General features: G+C 75.0%; 13 protein-coding genes. 5 read left to right on the forward strand and 8 right to left on the reverse strand.

Annotated elements, in window-relative coordinates; translation table 11 throughout:
• Positions 1 to 345: 345 nt before the first annotated feature.
• From AB0J76_RS45765 to AB0J76_RS45775, 3 genes are all read right to left on the reverse strand, one after another.
• Complete coding sequence (locus AB0J76_RS45765; RefSeq protein ID WP_352330202.1) at positions 346 to 2,376, reverse strand: M14 family zinc carboxypeptidase; 2,031 nt, start codon at positions 2,374 to 2,376, stop codon at positions 346 to 348.
• A 78-nt stretch (positions 2,377 to 2,454) separates the two neighbouring features.
• Positions 2,455 to 3,384 carry an alpha/beta hydrolase gene (locus AB0J76_RS45770; RefSeq protein ID WP_352330200.1) on the reverse strand — a complete coding sequence of 310 codons (930 nt, stop codon included), beginning with the start codon at positions 3,382 to 3,384 and terminating at the stop codon, positions 2,455 to 2,457.
• Between the two features lie 87 nt (positions 3,385 to 3,471).
• On the reverse strand, positions 3,472 to 4,899 hold the full coding sequence (locus AB0J76_RS45775) for a helix-turn-helix domain-containing protein (RefSeq protein WP_364393646.1): 1,428 nt from the start codon (positions 4,897 to 4,899) through the stop codon (positions 3,472 to 3,474).
• Positions 4,900 to 4,988: 89 nt separating this feature from the next.
• Here AB0J76_RS45775 and AB0J76_RS45780 point away from each other — a divergent pair, with 89 nt between their 5' ends.
• From AB0J76_RS45780 to AB0J76_RS45800, 5 genes are all read left to right on the forward strand, one after another.
• Complete coding sequence (locus tag AB0J76_RS45780; protein ID WP_352331362.1) at positions 4,989 to 6,080, forward strand: DUF917 domain-containing protein; 1,092 nt, start codon at positions 4,989 to 4,991, stop codon at positions 6,078 to 6,080.
• Entirely contained in the window at positions 6,077 to 7,393 is a 1,317-nt protein-coding gene (locus tag AB0J76_RS45785; protein ID WP_364393649.1) for a hydantoinase/oxoprolinase N-terminal domain-containing protein, read from the forward strand. Before AB0J76_RS45780 ends, AB0J76_RS45785 begins: the two co-directional genes overlap by 4 nt.
• A 105-nt stretch (positions 7,394 to 7,498) precedes the next feature.
• A complete protein-coding gene (locus AB0J76_RS45790; RefSeq protein WP_352329663.1) occupies positions 7,499 to 8,818 on the forward strand; it encodes a cytosine permease in 1,320 nt (439 codons plus the stop codon).
• A gap of 76 nt (positions 8,819 to 8,894) precedes the next feature.
• On the forward strand, positions 8,895 to 10,412 hold the full coding sequence (locus AB0J76_RS45795) for a hydantoinase/oxoprolinase family protein (RefSeq protein ID WP_352329662.1): 1,518 nt from the start codon (positions 8,895 to 8,897) through the stop codon (positions 10,410 to 10,412).
• Entirely contained in the window at positions 10,405 to 11,469 is a 1,065-nt protein-coding gene (locus AB0J76_RS45800; RefSeq protein ID WP_352329660.1) for a DUF917 domain-containing protein, read from the forward strand. The genes AB0J76_RS45795 and AB0J76_RS45800 overlap by 8 nt, the downstream gene beginning before the upstream one ends.
• Here the strand turns inward: AB0J76_RS45800 and AB0J76_RS45805 are convergent.
• The 5 genes from AB0J76_RS45805 to AB0J76_RS45825 all read right to left on the reverse strand — a co-directional run bounded on the left by AB0J76_RS45805 (position 11,439) and on the right by AB0J76_RS45825 (position 16,758).
• Positions 11,439 to 11,726, reverse strand: a complete 288-nt coding sequence (locus AB0J76_RS45805; RefSeq protein ID WP_352329658.1) for a YchJ family metal-binding protein — start codon at positions 11,724 to 11,726, stop codon at positions 11,439 to 11,441. The two genes, AB0J76_RS45800 and AB0J76_RS45805, sit on opposite strands and share 31 nt — an antisense overlap.
• Positions 11,727 to 11,885: 159 nt before the next feature.
• Positions 11,886 to 12,716 (reverse strand): NAD-dependent protein deacetylase, encoded by an 831-nt coding sequence (locus AB0J76_RS45810; RefSeq protein ID WP_364393654.1) that lies wholly within the window; start codon positions 12,714 to 12,716, stop codon positions 11,886 to 11,888.
• A gap of 42 nt (positions 12,717 to 12,758) precedes the next feature.
• A complete protein-coding gene (locus AB0J76_RS45815; RefSeq protein ID WP_352327561.1) occupies positions 12,759 to 13,139 on the reverse strand; it encodes a VOC family protein in 381 nt (126 codons plus the stop codon).
• 8 nt (positions 13,140 to 13,147) lie between these two features.
• Positions 13,148 to 14,932 (reverse strand): ABC transporter ATP-binding protein, encoded by a 1,785-nt coding sequence (locus AB0J76_RS45820; protein ID WP_352327560.1) that lies wholly within the window; start codon positions 14,930 to 14,932, stop codon positions 13,148 to 13,150.
• A 53-nt stretch (positions 14,933 to 14,985) separates the two neighbouring features.
• The gene (locus AB0J76_RS45825) at positions 14,986 to 16,758 is read right to left on the reverse strand and encodes an ABC transporter ATP-binding protein (RefSeq protein WP_352327559.1); all 1,773 of its coding nucleotides are present in this window, start codon (positions 16,756 to 16,758) and stop codon (positions 14,986 to 14,988) included.
• Between the last annotated feature and the right edge of the window lie 155 nt (positions 16,759 to 16,913).

Here is a 16,913-nt window from a genome sequence, read left to right on the forward strand (position 1 = left end):
TCGATCATCAGGGGGGCATGCGCTCGCTTGACTCAGACAAGACATGAAGGCCGTAGCCGGGCACAAACGCCATCGGTCGCTACGTGGAGCGCAATGGGGGCGGACCCGAAGGGGTCACTCACCCGCCAACAGGTACAACGCTAACCCAAGAAACGGACAAACGCAAACCAAACACCCTAAAACGGGCAAAGATCTACCCCTGAACCGTAAACCCCGGGCAAGCCACCCCAACATGGGCAAAAGCCCAGGTCACTGGCGCGGGGTGTCCGTATGTAAACCCCGGGCAACGCGCGGGCATTCCCGGCCCCCGCGAACGCCATGACCTGGGCACGAGCCGCGCGGCGGTCAGGGCCTGCGGTAGTCGGCCGCCACCCCCACCAGCGAGATCAGGCCCGCGGCGAACTCCATCGCCTCGGCGTGCCCCTCCTCGAACGGCGGCTGGAAGCCCACGCCCTCCCACGTCCGCGCGGCCGGGTTCCACAGGTCGGCGCCGACCTCGAAGTCCCAGCCGTAGACGCCGTGCTCGTACCAGAGCTCGTCGGCGGAGTTGCCGGCCGCCGAGTAGAGCACGTCGGTCACCGGCCCGGTCTGCTGCGGCCAGATGACCGTGCCGCGCTCGGCGGCGATGGCCTGCTCGATCGTGCGGGCCGAGCGCGTGAAGTAGGCCTCCTCCTGGGCGCTCGGCCTGGGCAGCGCCACGCGGCCGTCGAGCTTGTACGCCCCGGGCGGCCACATGAAGTAGCCGCCGTAGCTGTGCACGTTCATGGCGAACCGGATGTTGCGGTACGTCTCGGCCAGCCACATCACGTTGCGGCTCTCCGGCTCCGAATGCTCGGCCGGACCGGCGTACGTGCCGCTCTGGCAGTTGGCCGAGGCGCCGAAATAGCCGTCCGACAGGGAGCCGACGGCGTAGTTGCGGTTGACGTCCACGCCCCAGGTGTTGCGCTGCGCCGGGTCGGACTGGGCGGCCGGGCAGTGGTTGGTCATGTTCTTCCGCTGGCCGTTGAAGTCGTAGAAGCTGTAGTTCGCGCCGTCGGGGTTGACGGTGGGGACGATGAAGATGTCGGTGCGCTGCAGCAGCCTGCGGGTGGCCGCGTCGCGGGCGTAGTTGCGCAGCAGCCGCTCGGCGGCCTCGACGGTGACCAGCGGCGCCACCCATTCCCTGGCGTGCTCCTGGGCGTAGGCCAGCACGCCGGTGCGCGAGCCGTCGCGGTGGACGCCGACGCGCAGCGCCAGCACCCGCATGGGCTTGCGGGAGACGTCGGCGGGCGCCTTGAGCGAGTCGGTGAGCCGGGTGGCGGGGGCCGCGGCCATGACGCCGGCGCCGGGGTCGGTGCGGTAGACGGCGGCCTTCAGCCCGGTGCCCGGCGCGGCGTTGATCGCGGCGACGACCTGGGCGGCGGTGCTGACCGGCGTGCCGGAGCCGTCGGTGGCCAGGCTCACCGTCACCTGCTTGCCGGCCACGCTCACCTGGAGCGGCCGGTCCGGCGCGCCCGGGGCGACGAGCTCGACGGACAGGTCGTTGCCGCCCTCGGAGCCGTAGGCGTCGGAGGTGACCACGATCGCGGCGCCGGGCGGCGTGCCGATCAGCGCCTGGGCGCGGCGGCGGTAGCCGTTGGTGAGGTTGGGCAGCGGGATGACGTCGGTGAGCGACGGGTAGCGCCGGTGCAGCGCCTGGATGCGCTCGTTGAGCTGGGCGGGCGGCATGTACTGGGTGACGAAGTCCTTCTGGTAGCCCGGCGACCGGTGGTCGGGGCGCTCCCCGTCGGGCCATTCCCGGACGCGGGCCTCGGCCGTGCCGCCGCTCGCCGAGGTGACCGTGACGCGCTGCGGCTCGGCCGGCACCGGGGCGGGCGTGCTGAACTGGTGGCCCAGGTAGGCGCCGGCGTCCACGTACGGGACCATCGCGACCTGGCCGGTGGCGCCGCGGCGGCCCGTCCAGGTGGCGGTGAGTGCGGCCGTCTCGCCCGCGCTGCTGCTGGCCTCGACCGACAGGAAGTACCCGTCGCGGGACTTGTACCAGACGGCCCGTTCGATGACGATCTGGTCCTGCGCGGCGGTGGCGGACGGCGCCTGCCGGGCGGCGGGCGGCGTGCCGGACGCCAGGCCCACGCCGATCGCCCGCAGCTCGGCGAGCTTGCCGGCCGTGAGGACGGCGTCCACCTGGACGCTGCCGTCGGCCTGCGGACGGACCCGCTCGGTCAGGTCGGCGCCGGAGGCGACCAGCCGCTCCATCGCGGCCCTGTCGGGCACGGAGAGCGTGACCAGCGACGCCGGCTCGGGGTCGGCCGGCCCCGCCACCGCCGGCAGCGACGACGGCCCGGAGGCGAGGAACGTCGAGACGACGATCATCAGGATGACTGCGGACGCCCTCAAGCCACGCATCGGCTCCTCCAGGATCACCGGTATCCCGATCATTGAAAGCCGACTTGACCCAACCGGCAAGACCCAGTTTCACCTTTTTGTGAAGGCGGCGACGTCCCGAATCGCCGTGACGACCAGATCCGGCTGCCGGTACTGGACGTAGTGCTCGGAGGTGCCGGCCACCACCACCCGCCCGCGCGTGGACCGGGCGGCCACCCGCCGGGCCTGGTCGAGGACGCTGCGCGGCCCGCCGGACGGGACGACGACCACGATCGGCGGCCCGCCCGGCCCCTCCGCCGTCCCGGCGACCTCCCGCGCGCTGTCCAGCGACGCCCACGCCTCGGCCCTGGCCGCGGCCATGCTGCCCGGCCCGTAGACGACGGGGGCGGCGGCGCGCGCCGCCGACGTGGCGTCGCCGGGCACCAGGAGATCCCCGGCCAGCCGGAGCAGGCCGATCCTGGCCAGCGCCTGGTTGACGGTGAGCTGGGCGGCCATCAGCGGCCGGGACACCCGCATGGCCGCCACCGCCTCCTCGTCGGTGGCGTCGATCAGCACCAGGCCCGCCGTCACGTCCGGGTACCGGGCGGCGAACAGGCGGACGATCTGGCCGCCGTAGGAGTGCCCGGCCAGGACGTACGGGCCGGGCTCGCCCGCGGCGGCCAGCAGCGCGCGCAGCTCCCCCGCCGCCCGGCCCGCGGTACGCGGCCCTGGCCCCTCCTCGCTCCAGGCGTAGCCGGCCCGGTCGTAGGAGCACACGCGCAGCCCGGCCGACAACCGCCGCTGGACCACCTCCCAGCTCGCGCTGGACTCCACCAGGCCCGCCTCCAGCACCACCACCTGGCCGCCGGACCCCGTGCAGCGCAGGTGCAGGCGGTGGCCGCCGACGTTCACCAGGCGGCCCGGGGGCGGGTAGCGCGTGGCGTCGCCGCGCCGGACGGCGCTCTCGTAACCGAGCCCCGCGCAGGCGGCCAGCAGCACCAGCCCCGCACACCAGGCGGCCAGCCGCCGCACTCTCGTCATGCCACCGAATCTAGGGAGCCGGCCGGCGGGTTTCCTCGTCCTGGCGGGCGAACGCGGGCTGGGAGCCGGGTCCCGCAGGGCCGTCCTTCAACGGGAGGAGGCCGCCCGGCAGGCCAGCTGGAGTGCCAGGCGTTGCCGCGGGTCGGCGAGGTCGGCCTGGAGCAGGGTCTCGATGCGGCGCACGTTCCTGCTGACGGCGTTGCGGTGCAGGTGCAGCTCCTCGGCGGCGCGGGCGGGCGAGCCGTTGTGGTCGAGGTAGGCGCGCAGGATGGCCAGGAGGTGGGCGGTCCGCTCGCCGCCGAGGTCGAGGATCGGTTGCAGCAGCTCCCGGACGGCGTGCTGGGCGGCGTCGGAGGCGTACCACTCCTCCAGCATGCGGTCGAGGCCGGCCAGGTCGTAGGTGGCCAGCGGCAGGGTGCTGCGGCGCAGCGCCGTACGCGCCTCGGAGGCGGAGGTGCGTAGGCCGACCAGGCCCTGGTGGGCGGTGCTGACCCCGCAACGCAGCTCGGCGCCCGCCGGGCTGACCCGTTCGAGCAGGCGGGCGGCGTCGCGCACCGCCTCGCGCAGGCCCGCCCTGCCCTGGTCGCGCCGCTGGCTGCGGACCACGATCAGCGCGTCGCCGGCGAGCGCGGCGTTCCAGGCGGCGCCGCCCAGCTCGCGGGCCGCGCGCACGGCCCGCGAGGCGGCGGTCTCCAGCAGGGCGTACCGCTCCTGGCCGCCGTCGGCCGGGCCGTCCGCGGCGGCGTTCGGGGTCTTCGCGGGGTCCTTCGCGGGTTCCAGGCGCAGGACGACGTGCCAGTCGTCGATCGGCAGGCCGAGGGCCCTGGCGCGGGGGGCCAGCTCCTGGGCCTGGTTCTCGGGGGCGACCAGCAGCTCGGTGAGGAGCTGGGCGCGGGACCGTCCGGGCAGTTCGTCGGACGGGCCCGCGGCGGCGGCCAGGGCGGCGACCCTGAGCACGATCCCGGCGGCCCGGTCGAAGTGCGTGCCGACCGGCCCGCCGGGCTGGGCGGTGAACGCGCCGCCGTCGGCCCGGACGGGACGGCCGAGAGCCGCGCCGGCCGCCTCGGCGATGCGCTCGGGCACGCCGCCCGCCCCCGCCACGGCCTCGGCGGCGCGCGCCGTACGGACCAGCGCCTCGGCGGCGTCGCCCGCGATGGCCCGGTCGACGGCCACCACCAGCTCCGCCAGGTCGCCGCCGGCGGCCGCCAGCAGCGCGACCGCGCCCCGCTCGGCCAGCGCGGCGGCGCTCCGGTCGACCGCGGCCCCCAGGGCCTCCAGGGCCTGCGCGGACTCCGCGGTGAGCACCAGCGCCACGGCGCCGGCCGCGGCGGCGTCGCGCAGCGCGACGTCGAGCCGGTAGCCGGCCGCCTGCCGGGAGGCCGCGACCGTCAGGACCAGCACCGACCCCGGCGGCTGGCCCGCGATCCGGCCCAGGTCCTCCACCAGGCGCACGCCCGAGGCCGCCGCCGGCACCCCCGGCCCGGCCAGCGGACGCAGCTCTTCCAGCAGGAACATGCCATCAGTGTGCCATCGGCACACGAAGCCCGGCAAAAAGGTGCGGCGGGAACATCTGCCTTGACCTGCGGCTTCGTAACCTCGACAGCATGGACATCGACACCGGGCTGCTGCCCGCCTTCGCCCGCGGCTGCGCCGTGCTGGGCTCGGGCGGCGGCGGCCCCGTGACCATCGCCCGCGCCGCGGCGCTGCAGGCGCTGGAGGACCACGGGCCGGTACGCGTCGTGCAGCCCGCCGAGCTGGACCCCGAGCTGCTGGTCATGCCCGTGGGCACGGCGGGCTCCTCGGCCGTCATGTCCGAGCGCGTCGGCGGCACCGACGAGCCCGTCTACCTGCGCGACAAGATCGAGGAGCTGTACGGCGCGCCTGTCGGCGCGGTGCTGGCCAGCGAGATCGGCGGCGCGAACGGCTGCCTGGCGGTGGCCTGGGCGGCCCGGGTCGGCCTGCCGCTGGTGGACGCCGACGGGATGAGCCGCGCCTTCCCCCGCATGGACCAGACGGTGATGCAGCTGCGCGGCATCGCGCCCACCCCCGCCGTGCTGTGCGACGAGCGCGGCCGGACCGTCGTCGTCGACCGTGTGACCGGCGGCTGGCTGGAACGGCTGGTACGGGCGTCGCTGGAGGCGTTCGGCGGCCAGGTCGCGACCAGCGAGTACATCATGCGCGGCGACCAGGTGGCCGGCGCCACCGCGCTCGGCTCGGTCACCCGGGCCGTGCGCCTCGGGACGCGGCTGCCCGATCCGCTGATCACCGGCAAGGTCGCCGAGACGGCCGGGTCGATCCTGGTCGAAGGGCTCGGGTACGACCAGGGGCGGCTGGTCCGCGTCCAGGCGGGCAGCGAGTTCCTGGCCGTCGTCGAGGACGGCGTGCCGCTGGCCGTGGTGCCCGACGTGATCGCGATGCTGGACACGCGCACGGGCGAGGTCGTGCAGGCCGAGCAGGTCCGGTACGGGCTGCGGGTGAGCGTGGTGCGCGTCCCGTGCGACCCGGTCTGGCACACCCCCGAAGGGCTGCGGCTGGCCGGGCCCGCCGCGTTCGGTCTCACCGGCCTTGCCACCCCTCCCCCACCGCAGGCGCCCCCCGCCACCGCGACGCGGGAAACCCCGGCGGGCACGGCCTTCAGCCCCTCCCCCACCGGGTCCACCGGGCCTTCCCCAGCCGGGCGGGAGGCGGGGACGTGAGGGCCGGGGTGGACGTCGGGCCGACCAACACCGACGCGGCCGTCCTCGCCGACGACGGCAGCGTGCTGGCCACCGTCAAGATGGCGTCGATCCCCGGCGACCCGGTGGCCTGCGTGCGCAACGCGCTGGCACGCCTGCCGATGGACGGCGAGCCGGCCCAGGTCGCCGTCGGCCTGCGCGGCGCCGCCACGGCCGTGACCAGGCGATCCGGGCTGCGCAAGGTGGCCGTGCTGCGCATCGCGGGCGTGTCGGCGACCGCGGTGCGCCCGCTGTCCGGCTGGCCGCCCGACCTGCGGGCCGCGGTGAACGCCGGCACCGCCGTCGTGGACGGCGGCGGCGGTCTCGACCGCGAGGACCGCACGCCCCTCGACCGCGACGCCGTGGCCCGCTTCGCCGCGCAGGTGGCCGGCACCGCGCAGGCCGTCGCCGTCGCGGGCCTGTTCTCGCCCCTGGACGGCGAGCAGGAGCGCGAGGCCGCCGAGATCGTCCGGGCGGAGCTGGGCGAGGGCGTGCCGATCGCGCTGTCGGCCGACCTCGGCTCGCTCGGCCTGCTGGAACGCGAGAACGCGACCGTGCTGGACGCCGCCCTGTCGGGGTTCGCGGGCGCGGTCTCCGGCGGGCTGGCCACCGCGCTGGCGGGCCTGTGCCCGGGGGCGGCGGTGTTCGTGACCCGCGGCGACGGCACGCTGATGAGCCTGGAGCACCTGGCCCGCCATCCCGGGCTCAGCCTGGGCAGCGGCCCGGCGAGCGTGCTGCGCGGCGCCGGCGCCCTGACCGGGCTCGGTGACGCGGTGGTCGCCGACGTGGGCGCCACCCGCGTCCGGGTCGGCGTGCTGGCCGGCGGTTATCCGGAGGAGGCCGTGGGCGGCGCGGACATCGGCGGCGTGCCCGTCGGGCTGCGCATCCCCGGGCTGATCAGGGTGCCGCGGCCGGTCGACCCGACCGAGCTGGCCGAGGCCGTGGACCGGCTGCAGCCCGGCGCCGGGCTGCTGCCGCTCGTGGTCGTGGGCGGCGGTGAGCACGCCGTGCCGGAGGGGCTGCATCCCGCGCACGGGCCGGCGGCCGGCGCCATCGGCGCGGCGGTCAGCCCGGTCGGCGGCCAGTACGAGCGCATCGTGCGCCTGCCCGACCGCTCGGCGCTGGCGGCGGCGCTCGAACCCGTCGCCGAGGAGGCCAGGGCGGCGGCCGTCCGCGCGGGGGCCGATCCGCGGCGGGTGCGGGTCATCGGCGTGGAGGAGATCCCGCTCGCGTACCTGCCCGGCCCGTTCGTCCGGCTGCGCGCCCGCGCCGCCGGGCCGCCCTCGCTCCTGTGACCGCCCGCTTCTCCGATCGTCCGCTTCTCTGACCGCCCGCTCCTCTGACCGCCCGCTCCTCTGACAGCCCCCGTGCACGACCCCCCGACGCGAAGGAAGACCACCATGACCGACTCCGACTACCCCCTGGAGCGGGTGCCGCAGGCCGCCCGCTACTCCTGGTTCAACGTGGCCGTGCAGCGGTTCGGCCAGCTCTCCGACCTGACGCAGTTCCTGCTGGGCGCCACGCTCGGCGCCGGGCTGTCGTTCTGGGGGGCGTTCTGGGCGTTCACGCTGGGCTCGGTGATCCTGGAGGTGGTGTGCATCTTCGTCGGCATCGCCGGGATGCGCGAGGGCCTGTCCACCTCCATGCTGGCCCGCTGGACCGGCTTCGGCCGGTACGGCTCCACGATCATCGGCGTGATCATCGCCCTGAGCCTGTTCGGCTGGTTCGGCGTGCAGACCGCGGTCTTCGCGTCGGGCCTGCACTCGATCATGTCCTGGCTGCCGCTCTGGGCGTGGGCCATGATCGCCGGCATCGGCGTGACGCTGCTGGTCATCCGGGGGTTCAAGGCGATGGGGATGACGGCGTTCATCACCGTGCCGGCGTTCCTCGGCCTGGCCGGCTGGGCGATGTGGGTGGAAATTTCGCGACATGACCTGGGGTCGCTGGTGGCGTCGCCGCCGTTCGGCGAGCCGATCAGCATCGCGACCGGCGCCACCATCGTGGCCGGCTCCTACATCATCGGCGCGGTGACCACGCCCGACATGACCAGGTTCAACCGCAACACCGGCGACGTCGTCAAGCAGACCCTCGTCGGCATCTCCCTCGGCGAGTACGTGCTCGGCCTGGCCGGCGTGCTGCTGGCCTACGCGGTCAAGTCCTCGGACGTGATCGCGATCATCACGGCCTCCTCCGGCGTGATCGGCGTCATCGTCCTCATCTCGGCCACCGTGAAGATCAACAACTGGAACCTGTACTCCGCCGCGCTCGGCCTGCTCAACGCCGTGGAGTCCACGGTCGGGGTGCGGCTGAACCGGGTCGCCGTCACCATCGGCATCGGCGTCCTGGGCAGCGTGCTGGCCGCCGCCGGGATCCTGGAGCGCTTCACCGACTTCCTGCTGATCCTCGGCGTCATCACGCCGCCCGTGGCCGGGATCATGGTCGCCGAGTACTTCGTGGTGCGCCGCTGGCGCCCGGTGCTGGACGCCTCCCGCGCCACCGGCACGCTGCCCGAGACCGAGCCGACGTGGGTGCCCGCCACGCTGGTCATCTGGGCCGCCGCCGCGCTGGTCGGCTGGCTCAGCGACCACTACCAGTGGATCGGCATCCCCGCCCTGAACTCCCTCATCCTCGCGGGCCTGGGCTACGTCGTCGCGGGCCGGCTCGGCCTGGTCCGCGGCACCCGCGAGGTCCCCGTCGAGCGGCCCGCGCTCACCGTCTGAGAGTCGCTACGGCCCGCGCTCACCGTCCGAGAGCCGCACGGCCCGCGCTCACCGTCCGAGAAGAGAGTCCTCCTTCATGCGTATCGGCATCGACGTGGGCGGCACCAACACCGACGCCGCCCTCATCGGCGACGACGGCCAGGTGCTGGCCACCGTCAAGTCCCCCACCACCGCGGACGTCACGGGCGGCGTCGCCGCCGCCCTGGCCGGCCTGGGCGCCACCCGGGTGTCCGCGGTGATGATCGGCACCACCCACTTCGTCAACGCCCTGGTGGAGGCCGCCCGGCTGGAGCCGGTCGCGGCCGTCCGGCTCGGCCTGCCCGCCACGGCCGCGCTGCCGCCGCTGGTGGACTGGCCCGACCGCCTGCGCCAGGCGGTCGAGGGCGCGGTCTACCTGTGCCACGGCGGCTGCGAGTACGACGGCGCCCCCATCTCCCCCCTCGACCCGGACGAGCTGCGCGGCGTCGCCGCCGACATCAGGCGGCGCGGCCTGCGCACGGTCGCGATCTCCTCGGTGTTCTCCCCGGTCAGCGACGCCGACGAGCACGAGGCCGCGCGGATCCTGGCCGCCGAGCTGGGCCCCGAGGTGCACCTGTCGCTGTCCTGCGAGATCGGCCGGGTCGGCCTGCTGGCCAGGGAGAACGCCACGATCGTGAACGCCGCCCTGCGCCCGCTGGCCGGCCGGACCGTGGCCGCCTTCGGCGAGGCGCTGCGGGTGGCCGGGATCGACGCGCCGCTGTTCCTGTCCCAGAACGACGGCACCCTCATGGACGTGGACCAGGCCCGCCGCTACCCGGTGGCCACCTTCGCGTCGGGGCCGACGAACTCGATGCGCGGCGCGGCGTACCTGTCGGGGCTGACCGACTGCGCGGTGGTGGACATCGGCGGCACCACGTCCGACGTGGGCATCCTGGTCGGCGGGTTCCCGCGCGAGGCCGCCGGCGAGGCGCTGGTCGCCGAGGTGCGCACCAACTTCCGCATCCCCGACGTGTTGTCGATCGGCATCGGCGGCGGCTCGCTGGTCGCCGAGGACGGCACCACCGGCCCGCGCAGCGTCGGCTACCGGCTGACCGAGGAGGCGCTGGTGTTCGGCGGCGGCACGCTGACCGCCACCGACCTGGCCGTGGCCGCCGGGCTGGCCGACATCGGCGACCGCGACAGGGTCGCGCACGTCGACCCGCAGCGTCCGCTCAAGCTCATCGCCGAGCGCGTCTCGGAGGCGGTCGACCGCATGCGCACCTCGTCCGCGCCGCTGCCCGTCGTGCTGGTGGGCGGCGGCAGCGTGCTCATCCAGGAGCTGCCCGGCTTCGACGACGTGCGCCGCCCGGCGCACTTCGAGGTGGCCAACGCGGTCGGCGCGGCCATCGCCCAGGTCGGCGGCGAGGTGGACCGGGTCTTCTCCGGCCCCCGCGAGCGCATCCTGGAGGAGGCCAAGAGCGAGGCGATCATCCGCGCCGAGCGCGGCGGCGCCCGCGCGGGCAGCGTGCGGATCGTGGACGTGGAGGAGCTGCCGCTCGCCTACCTGCCCGGCGACGCCACCCGGATCAGGGTGAAGGCCGTCGGCGACCTGGACCTGGAGAAGATCGATGCGTGAGATCGGAATCGACCGGCTGGACGACATGGCGCGCGGCGCCGGGATCCTCGGCACCGGCGGCGGCGGCGACCCGTACGTGGGCAAGCTGCTGGCCCGCGAGGCCATCCGCAGGCACGGTCCCGTGCCGCTGGTGGCCATCGACGAGGTGCCCGCGGACGCGACCGTCGTGGCGGTCTCCGGCATGGGGGCGCCGACCGTGCTGCTGGAGAAGCTGCCGGCGGGCACCGAGGAGCTGACCGCGCTGCGCGCCCTGGAGGCGGTGCTCGGCCGTCCGGCCACGCACATCGTGCCGATCGAGGTCGGCGGCGTGAACTCGATGATCCCGATCGCCGCCGCCGCCCAGGCGGGCCTGCCGATCGTGGACGGCGACGCGATGGGCCGCGCCTTCCCCGAGGCGCAGATGGTGCTGCCGACGCTGATCGGCGTGCCGAACACGCCGATGGCGCTGGCCGACGACAAGGGCAACACGCTGGTGCTGGAGACGGTGTCCAACGTGTGGGCCGAGCGCCTGGCCAGGGCGGCGTGCGTGCAGATGGGCTGCCAGGTCTCCTGCGCCGACACCGTCATGCGCGGCGACCAGCTGCGCGACGGTCTGGTGCCGGCCACGCTGACGCTGGCCGAGGACCTGGGCCGGGCCGTGCGACTGGCCCGCGCCGGGCACGCCGACCCGGTGGCGGCGGCCCTGGACGTGCTGGGCGGCCTCAAGCTGTTCACCGGCAAGGTCGTGGACGTCGAGCGCCGCACCACCGGCGGCTTCGCCCGCGGCCAGGCCCGCCTGGAGGGCACCGGCACGCTGGAGCTCAGCTTCCAGAACGAGCACCTGTTGGCCCGCCGGGACGGCGAGATCGTGGCCACCACGCCCGACCTGATCTGCGTGCTGGACACCGACTCCGGCGAGCCGGTCACCACCGAGGCCATGCGCTACGGCCTGCGGGTCACGGTCATCGCCGTGCCCTGCGACCCGCGCTGGACCTCGCCGGGCGGGCTCGAACTGGCCGGGCCGCGGTACTTCGGCTACGACTGCGACTACCGGCCGCTCGCCACGACCCCGGCGTAGACCCAGCGGCCGTCCAGCCGGACGAACCTGCTGTGCTCGTCGAGCACGCCCGGCACCCGCCGGTTGACGAAGTGGGCGCGGAACCGCACGGTGCCCTCGGTGTGGACGGGGCTGCCGCCGGTGCTCTCCAGCACCTCCAGCTCCGTCCAGGCGACCTTCCTGTCGAGGTCGAGGCGGGCCGGGCGGTCGGCGGGGTGCCAGGTGGCCATGAGATAGGCCTCGTCGCCCACGGCGAACGCGCTGAACCTGGACCGCATGAGCGACTCCGCGGTGGGGGCCGACCCCTCACCGCGGTGGTATCTCCCGCAGCACTCCGCGTAGGACGCGGGCAGACCGCAGGGGCATGGACGAGGAGGCATGCCCCCCATTGTGCCGCCCCCGCGCCGCCTTGCGCTCCGCTTGGTGCGGGCGTGGGGTCAGAGGCGGGCGGCCAGCTCGGTCAGGGTCGCCCCGAGCGGGGCGTCGAGCAGGAGCGCGGCGTCGGCGTCGGCTCCGGTCGGGCCCTGGTTGACGATGGCGACGGGCAGCCCGAGCTCGGCCGCCCTGGTGACGAAGCGCAGCCCCGACCTGATCGCCAGCGACGACCCCAGCACGAGCAGCGAGCGCGCCGCGCCCACGAGCGCGAAGCACTCCGCCACCCGATCCCTCGGCACGTTCTCGCCGAAGAAGATCACGTCGGGCTTCAGCAGGCCCCCGCAGGTGACGCAGTCGACCACCTGGAACCCCGCGACCTGGGCGTCGGTGAGAGCGGCGTCGCCGTCGGGGTTGACCCGGCCCTCGGCGGCCCAGCGCGGATTGGCCGCGCTGAGGCGGCGCTCCAGCTCGGCGCGCGGGGTACGTTCGCGGCACGACAGGCACACGACGCGGTCGAGGCCGCCGTGCAGCTCGATCACCCGGCGCGCCCCGGCGGCCTGGTGGAGGCCGTCGACGTTCTGGGTGACGATGCCGGCCAGCAGCCCACGCCGCTCCAGCTCGGCCACCGCACGGTGGCCGGCGTTGGGGGCGGCCCGGCCGATCTGCCGCCAGCCGACGTGGCTGCGCGCCCAGTAGCGCCGCCGCGCCTCGGCGCTGCCGGTGAAGCGCTGGTACGTCATCGGCTCGGCGCGGCGGGCCCGCCCGGTCGGGCCCCGATAGTCGGGAATGCCGGACTCGGTGGACAGCCCGGCCCCGCTGAGCACCACGACCCCGCCACCGGCCACCAGCTCGGCCAGCGACGCGATCGCGAGCGCCGTCACGGGTGACGTCACAGGTGCTGTCGCAGTCTCTTGCACACCATCCATGATGCCCGGTCAGAGATAGTTGCTGAGCTCGACCAGGTTCCCGTCGGGGTCCCGCAGGTAGACGCTCCTGATGGGGCCGAGCGCTCCGGTGCGCTCCACCGGGCCCTCCTCGATCCCGACGCCGTGGCGGGCCAGCTCGTCCATGACCGTCTCGACGGGGTCGGCGACGATCAGGCACAGGTCGGCGCTGCCCGGGACGGGCCGGGCCGCCTTCGGCTCGAACTCGCGCCCCGCCTCATGCAGGTTGATCTTGCTCTGCCCGAACGCCAGCGCCCGCCGCCCCTCACCGAACGTCACCGCCTCCATCCCCAGCACCGTGGTGTAGAAGCGCACCGCCACCTCCACGTCGGCAACAGTCAGCACCAGATGATCCAGACGGTCGATCCTCATGCGTTCCCTCACTCCTCGATCGGCTCTCCGTTCCATAGTCTCCGCATCTCGGGACACGTACGCAGCAACTCCTCCAGCGGACCGCGTCCCACGACCTGGCCACGGTCGAGGACGACCACCTGGTCGGCGCGTTCGAGGGCGGCCCGGCGGGAGGAGACCACCAGCAGCGTGGCGGGGCCGTGCCGGGCGATGCGCTCCCACAGCAGGTTCTCGGTCCCGACGTCCAGGGCGGACGACACGTCGTCCACGACGAGCAGGTCCGGGGCGCGGACCAGGGCGCGGGCGGCGGTGGCGCGCTGCACCTGGCCGCCCGACAGGCGCACGCCCCGGGGGCCGACGACGGTCTCCAGGCCGTCCGGCATGGCGGCCAGGTCGTCCTCGAAGGCGGCCAGTTCCAGGGCACGGGCCAGGGCTTCGTCGCCCGCGGGCAGGCCGAGGAGCAGGTTCTCGCGCAGGGTCTCCGAGAACAGGCGCGGGATCTGGCTCGCGTACGCCGCCCGTCCGGGCACCAGGAACGCGCCGGGGTCGGGCAGCGGGCGGCCGTTCCAGGTGATCGTCCCGGCGTCCAGGGGCAGCAGGCCCAGCAGGGCGCGCACCAGCGTGGTCTTGCCCGCGCCGACGGCCCCGGTGACGACGGTGAACGTGCCGCGCCGCAGCGTCAGGTCCACGTCGTGCACCCCGCGCCCACCGGGATGCCGCACGCTCAACCCCCGCACCTCCAGCACCTCCAGCGTCGTCGGCGCGGCCGGGAGGCGGGTCGTGGGCGGACCGTCCGGGGCTGGGGTGGGGTGGAGGGGGTGGGGGTGGGTCAGGTCGGGGGTGTTCTGGTGGGGGGCGAGGAGGCTGGTCAGGCGTTCGGCTGAGACGTCCGCCCTCGGCAGGCGGTACAGGATGGAGCCGATGGTGCGCGGCAGCGCGGTCAGCCAGCCGGCGTAGCTGGTGAACAGCGCGAGGTCGCCCACGGTGAACTCGCCGCGCCGCATCGCCCCGGCGGCCAGCAGCAGCACGACGCCGACGCCCAGCTCCACCGTGGTGCCCGTGGCGGCCTCCAGCAGGTCGGTGGCCAGGCGGCTGCGTACGGCGGCGTCCCGGCGACGGGCGTTGAGCGTGCGCAGGCGGTCCAGCGCCGCCCGCTCGGCCCCGGCCGTCTTCAGCGTGAGCACTCCGCCGAACAGTTCGCCGACGAAGGCCGTCACGCCCGCGCCCAGTTCCCTGGCCTGCTGGTGGCGCCGTCTGATCACCCGTCCCATGAGTCTGCTCAGCACGCCGATCGCGAGCATCGGCACGACCAGTGTCACGGTGACGACGGGGTCGATCGAGACCATGACCGCCAGCGCCGCCCCGCCGAACAACACGCCTCCGGCCAGGGGGACCGACTCGTCGGCGAGCTCGACCAGCTCGGCCACGTCGTCGCGCAGCCGGGCCAGCGACTCGCCCGGGGAGCGCGGCAGCCGGGCGGCGACCGGGCCGGGCGCGGTCAGCACCGAGCCCAGGACGTTGGCGCGCAGCAGCGTGGCCGCCGCGTCCCACCAGTAGGAGCCGTAGGACCAGGCGAACACCAGGACGATCCCGCGGACCAGCTCGACGCCCGCGAACGCCGCGCACAACCACAACGACTGCCGCAGCGTCGCCGGGCTGTGCCCGCTGATCTGGTCGAAGAGCTGTCGCAGCACGAGGCCGCCGCCGAGCGGGAGCACGTGGACCGGCAGCCACAGCAGGATCTGCAGCACGTACAGGCGCACGTCGAAGCCGACCAGGCGGCCCGCCACGCCCAGGGCCCGGCGCGCGCTCACCGGTTCACCCCGGCGGTGGCCGGGAGCCGGCCGAACCCGAGCCCGGCGGGCGCTCATCGGCTCACCCCCGCCGCGTCCAGGAGCCGGCCGAACCTGCTGCCGGGGTCGGCGGCCAGGTCGGCGCGGCGGCCGTACTCGACGAGCTTGCCGCGTTCCAGCACGGCGATCTTGTCCACGTGCGCCAGGGAGGAGAGCCGGTGCGCGATGAGCACGCCGGTCCGCCCGTCCAGCAGCCGCCGTACGCCGTCCTCGACGTGCCGTTCGGTGGCCGGGTCGAGCCTGCTGGACGCCTCGTCCAGGATCACCAGGCCGGGGTCGGCCAGGAAGGCCCGCGCGAAGGCGAGCAGTTGCGCCTCCCCCGCCGACAGGCCGCCGGGCTCGCCGTCGAGCCCGGCGGGCAGCGCGGCCAGCCAGCCGCCGAGCCCCACCCCGGCCAGCACCTCCAGCAGGTGAGCGTCGTCGTGGCGGGGGTCGGTCAGGGCGCCGAACAGGGTGAGGTTGTCGCGGACGCTGCCGTCGAACAACCGTACGTCCTGGGTGACCACGCCGACCCGGCGGCGCAGCGACTCAGGGTCGCACTCGCGCAGGTCGAGACCGCCGATCTCGACCGTGCCGCCGGTCGGGTCGTACAGGCGCAGCAGCAGCTTGGCGAGGGTGGTCTTGCCGCTGCCGGTGCGTCCGACCAGGCCCAGGCGTTCGCCGGGGGCCAGGGTGAGGGTGATGCCCGACAGCGCGCTCTCGCCGTCGTCGGGGTAGGCGAAGCTCACGTCGTCCAGCCGCAGGCCGAGCGCGCCCGAGGCGGGCAGCGGCCGGGGCGCGGCGCGGACGGGCAGCGCCGGGCGCTCGGCCAGCAGGGAGCCGATGCGGGCGAACCCGGCCAGCGCCCCCTGGAACTGCCTGAGCTGGTCGATCAGCCGCTCGAACGGCGTGCGGATCATCACGGTGTACTGGAAGAGCAGCACGGCGGTGCCGACGGTGAGCGCCCCGGCGTCCAGCAGCCAGGCGGCCAGGGCGAGCATCAGCGCGGTCCCGGCCGCGAACGCCACGTTGGTGGCCGCGAGCAGGCCGCCCGCGATGCGCGAGCCGTGCCACTCGGCGCGGAACCAGGCCGCGGCGACCTGGTGGAAGCGGCCGAGCGCGTGCTCGCCCGCGCCGTTGGCCCGCAGGTCCTCGGCTCCGGCCAGCCGTTCTTCGAGGTGGCCGTAGAGCGCGGCGCTCGCCTGCCGCGACCGGGTCGCCGACGGCACGGCGAGCCGCTGCGCGCCCGCCATGGCGAGCCCGGTCAGCAGGCAGTAGGCCAGCAGCGCCGCGCCCAGCCGCAGGTCGACGGTGAACACGACGGCGAGCACGCCGGCCAGCAGCAGCAGCCCGGCCACGACGTCGAGGACGAAGGCGACGACGAAGTCGGCCACGGCCGCCACGTCGCCGTCGACGCGTTCGATCAGCTCGCCGGGCGAGTGGCGGGCGTGGAAGGCCAGGTCGAGGCCGAGCACGTGCCCGGCCAGGTGTTCGCGCAGGCGGTTGGTGCCGTCCCAGGCCAGGCGGCCGGCGAGCCAGGCGGCGGCCATGCGGGCGGCCTGACCGGCGGCGGCCAGGCTGAGGTAGCCGAGCGCGATCACGATCAGGTGGCGCAGCCCGGCGCCGCCGGCGGCGTCGTCGACGAAGCGGCGGGTGACGTGCGGGGCGGCCAGCGGCAGCGCGGTGGCCGCGGCGGTGGCGGCGCCGAGCGCGAGCGCGGCGCGCGGGCCGGGCCGCAGGTGGCGCAGGGCCTGCCGGGCTGGTCTAGCTACATGCGGAGGTGTCCTGGTGAGCGGGGATCTCGACAAGCGTCATGCCCTCTGGATAGGTGGGTGTCCTGTGCTGGGAGGTCATGAACGCTGTCCTCATCGGTCCGCTCCTTCGTCCGGCGATCGGTGCCGCCGGGAAGTACAACAGCCGCCCGCGCCGCGCCGCAACCGGTTTTGGCCGCCTACGCGATCTA

The organism is Nonomuraea sp. NPDC049624 (genome assembly GCF_040675255.1).
Lineage (GTDB): Bacteria > Actinomycetota > Actinomycetes > Streptosporangiales > Streptosporangiaceae > Nonomuraea.

Excerpts from the sequence above, each read along its gene's own strand:
- AB0J76_RS45770 (WP_352330200.1), bottom strand. The coding sequence starts at position 3,384 with ATGACGAGAGTGCGGCGGCTGGCCGCCTGGTGTGCGGGGCTGGTGCTG.
- AB0J76_RS45775 (WP_364393646.1), bottom strand. The coding sequence starts at position 4,899 with ATGTTCCTGCTGGAAGAGCTGCGTCCGCTGGCCGGGCCGGGGGTGCCG.
- AB0J76_RS45780 (WP_352331362.1), top strand. The coding sequence starts at position 4,989 with ATGGACATCGACACCGGGCTGCTGCCCGCCTTCGCCCGCGGCTGCGCC.
- AB0J76_RS45790 (WP_352329663.1), top strand. The coding sequence starts at position 7,499 with ATGACCGACTCCGACTACCCCCTGGAGCGGGTGCCGCAGGCCGCCCGC.
- AB0J76_RS45795 (WP_352329662.1), top strand. The coding sequence starts at position 8,895 with ATGCGTATCGGCATCGACGTGGGCGGCACCAACACCGACGCCGCCCTC.
- AB0J76_RS45800 (WP_352329660.1), top strand. The coding sequence starts at position 10,405 with ATGCGTGAGATCGGAATCGACCGGCTGGACGACATGGCGCGCGGCGCC.
- AB0J76_RS45805 (WP_352329658.1), bottom strand. The coding sequence starts at position 11,726 with ATGCGGTCCAGGTTCAGCGCGTTCGCCGTGGGCGACGAGGCCTATCTC.
- AB0J76_RS45815 (WP_352327561.1), bottom strand. The coding sequence starts at position 13,139 with ATGAGGATCGACCGTCTGGATCATCTGGTGCTGACTGTTGCCGACGTG.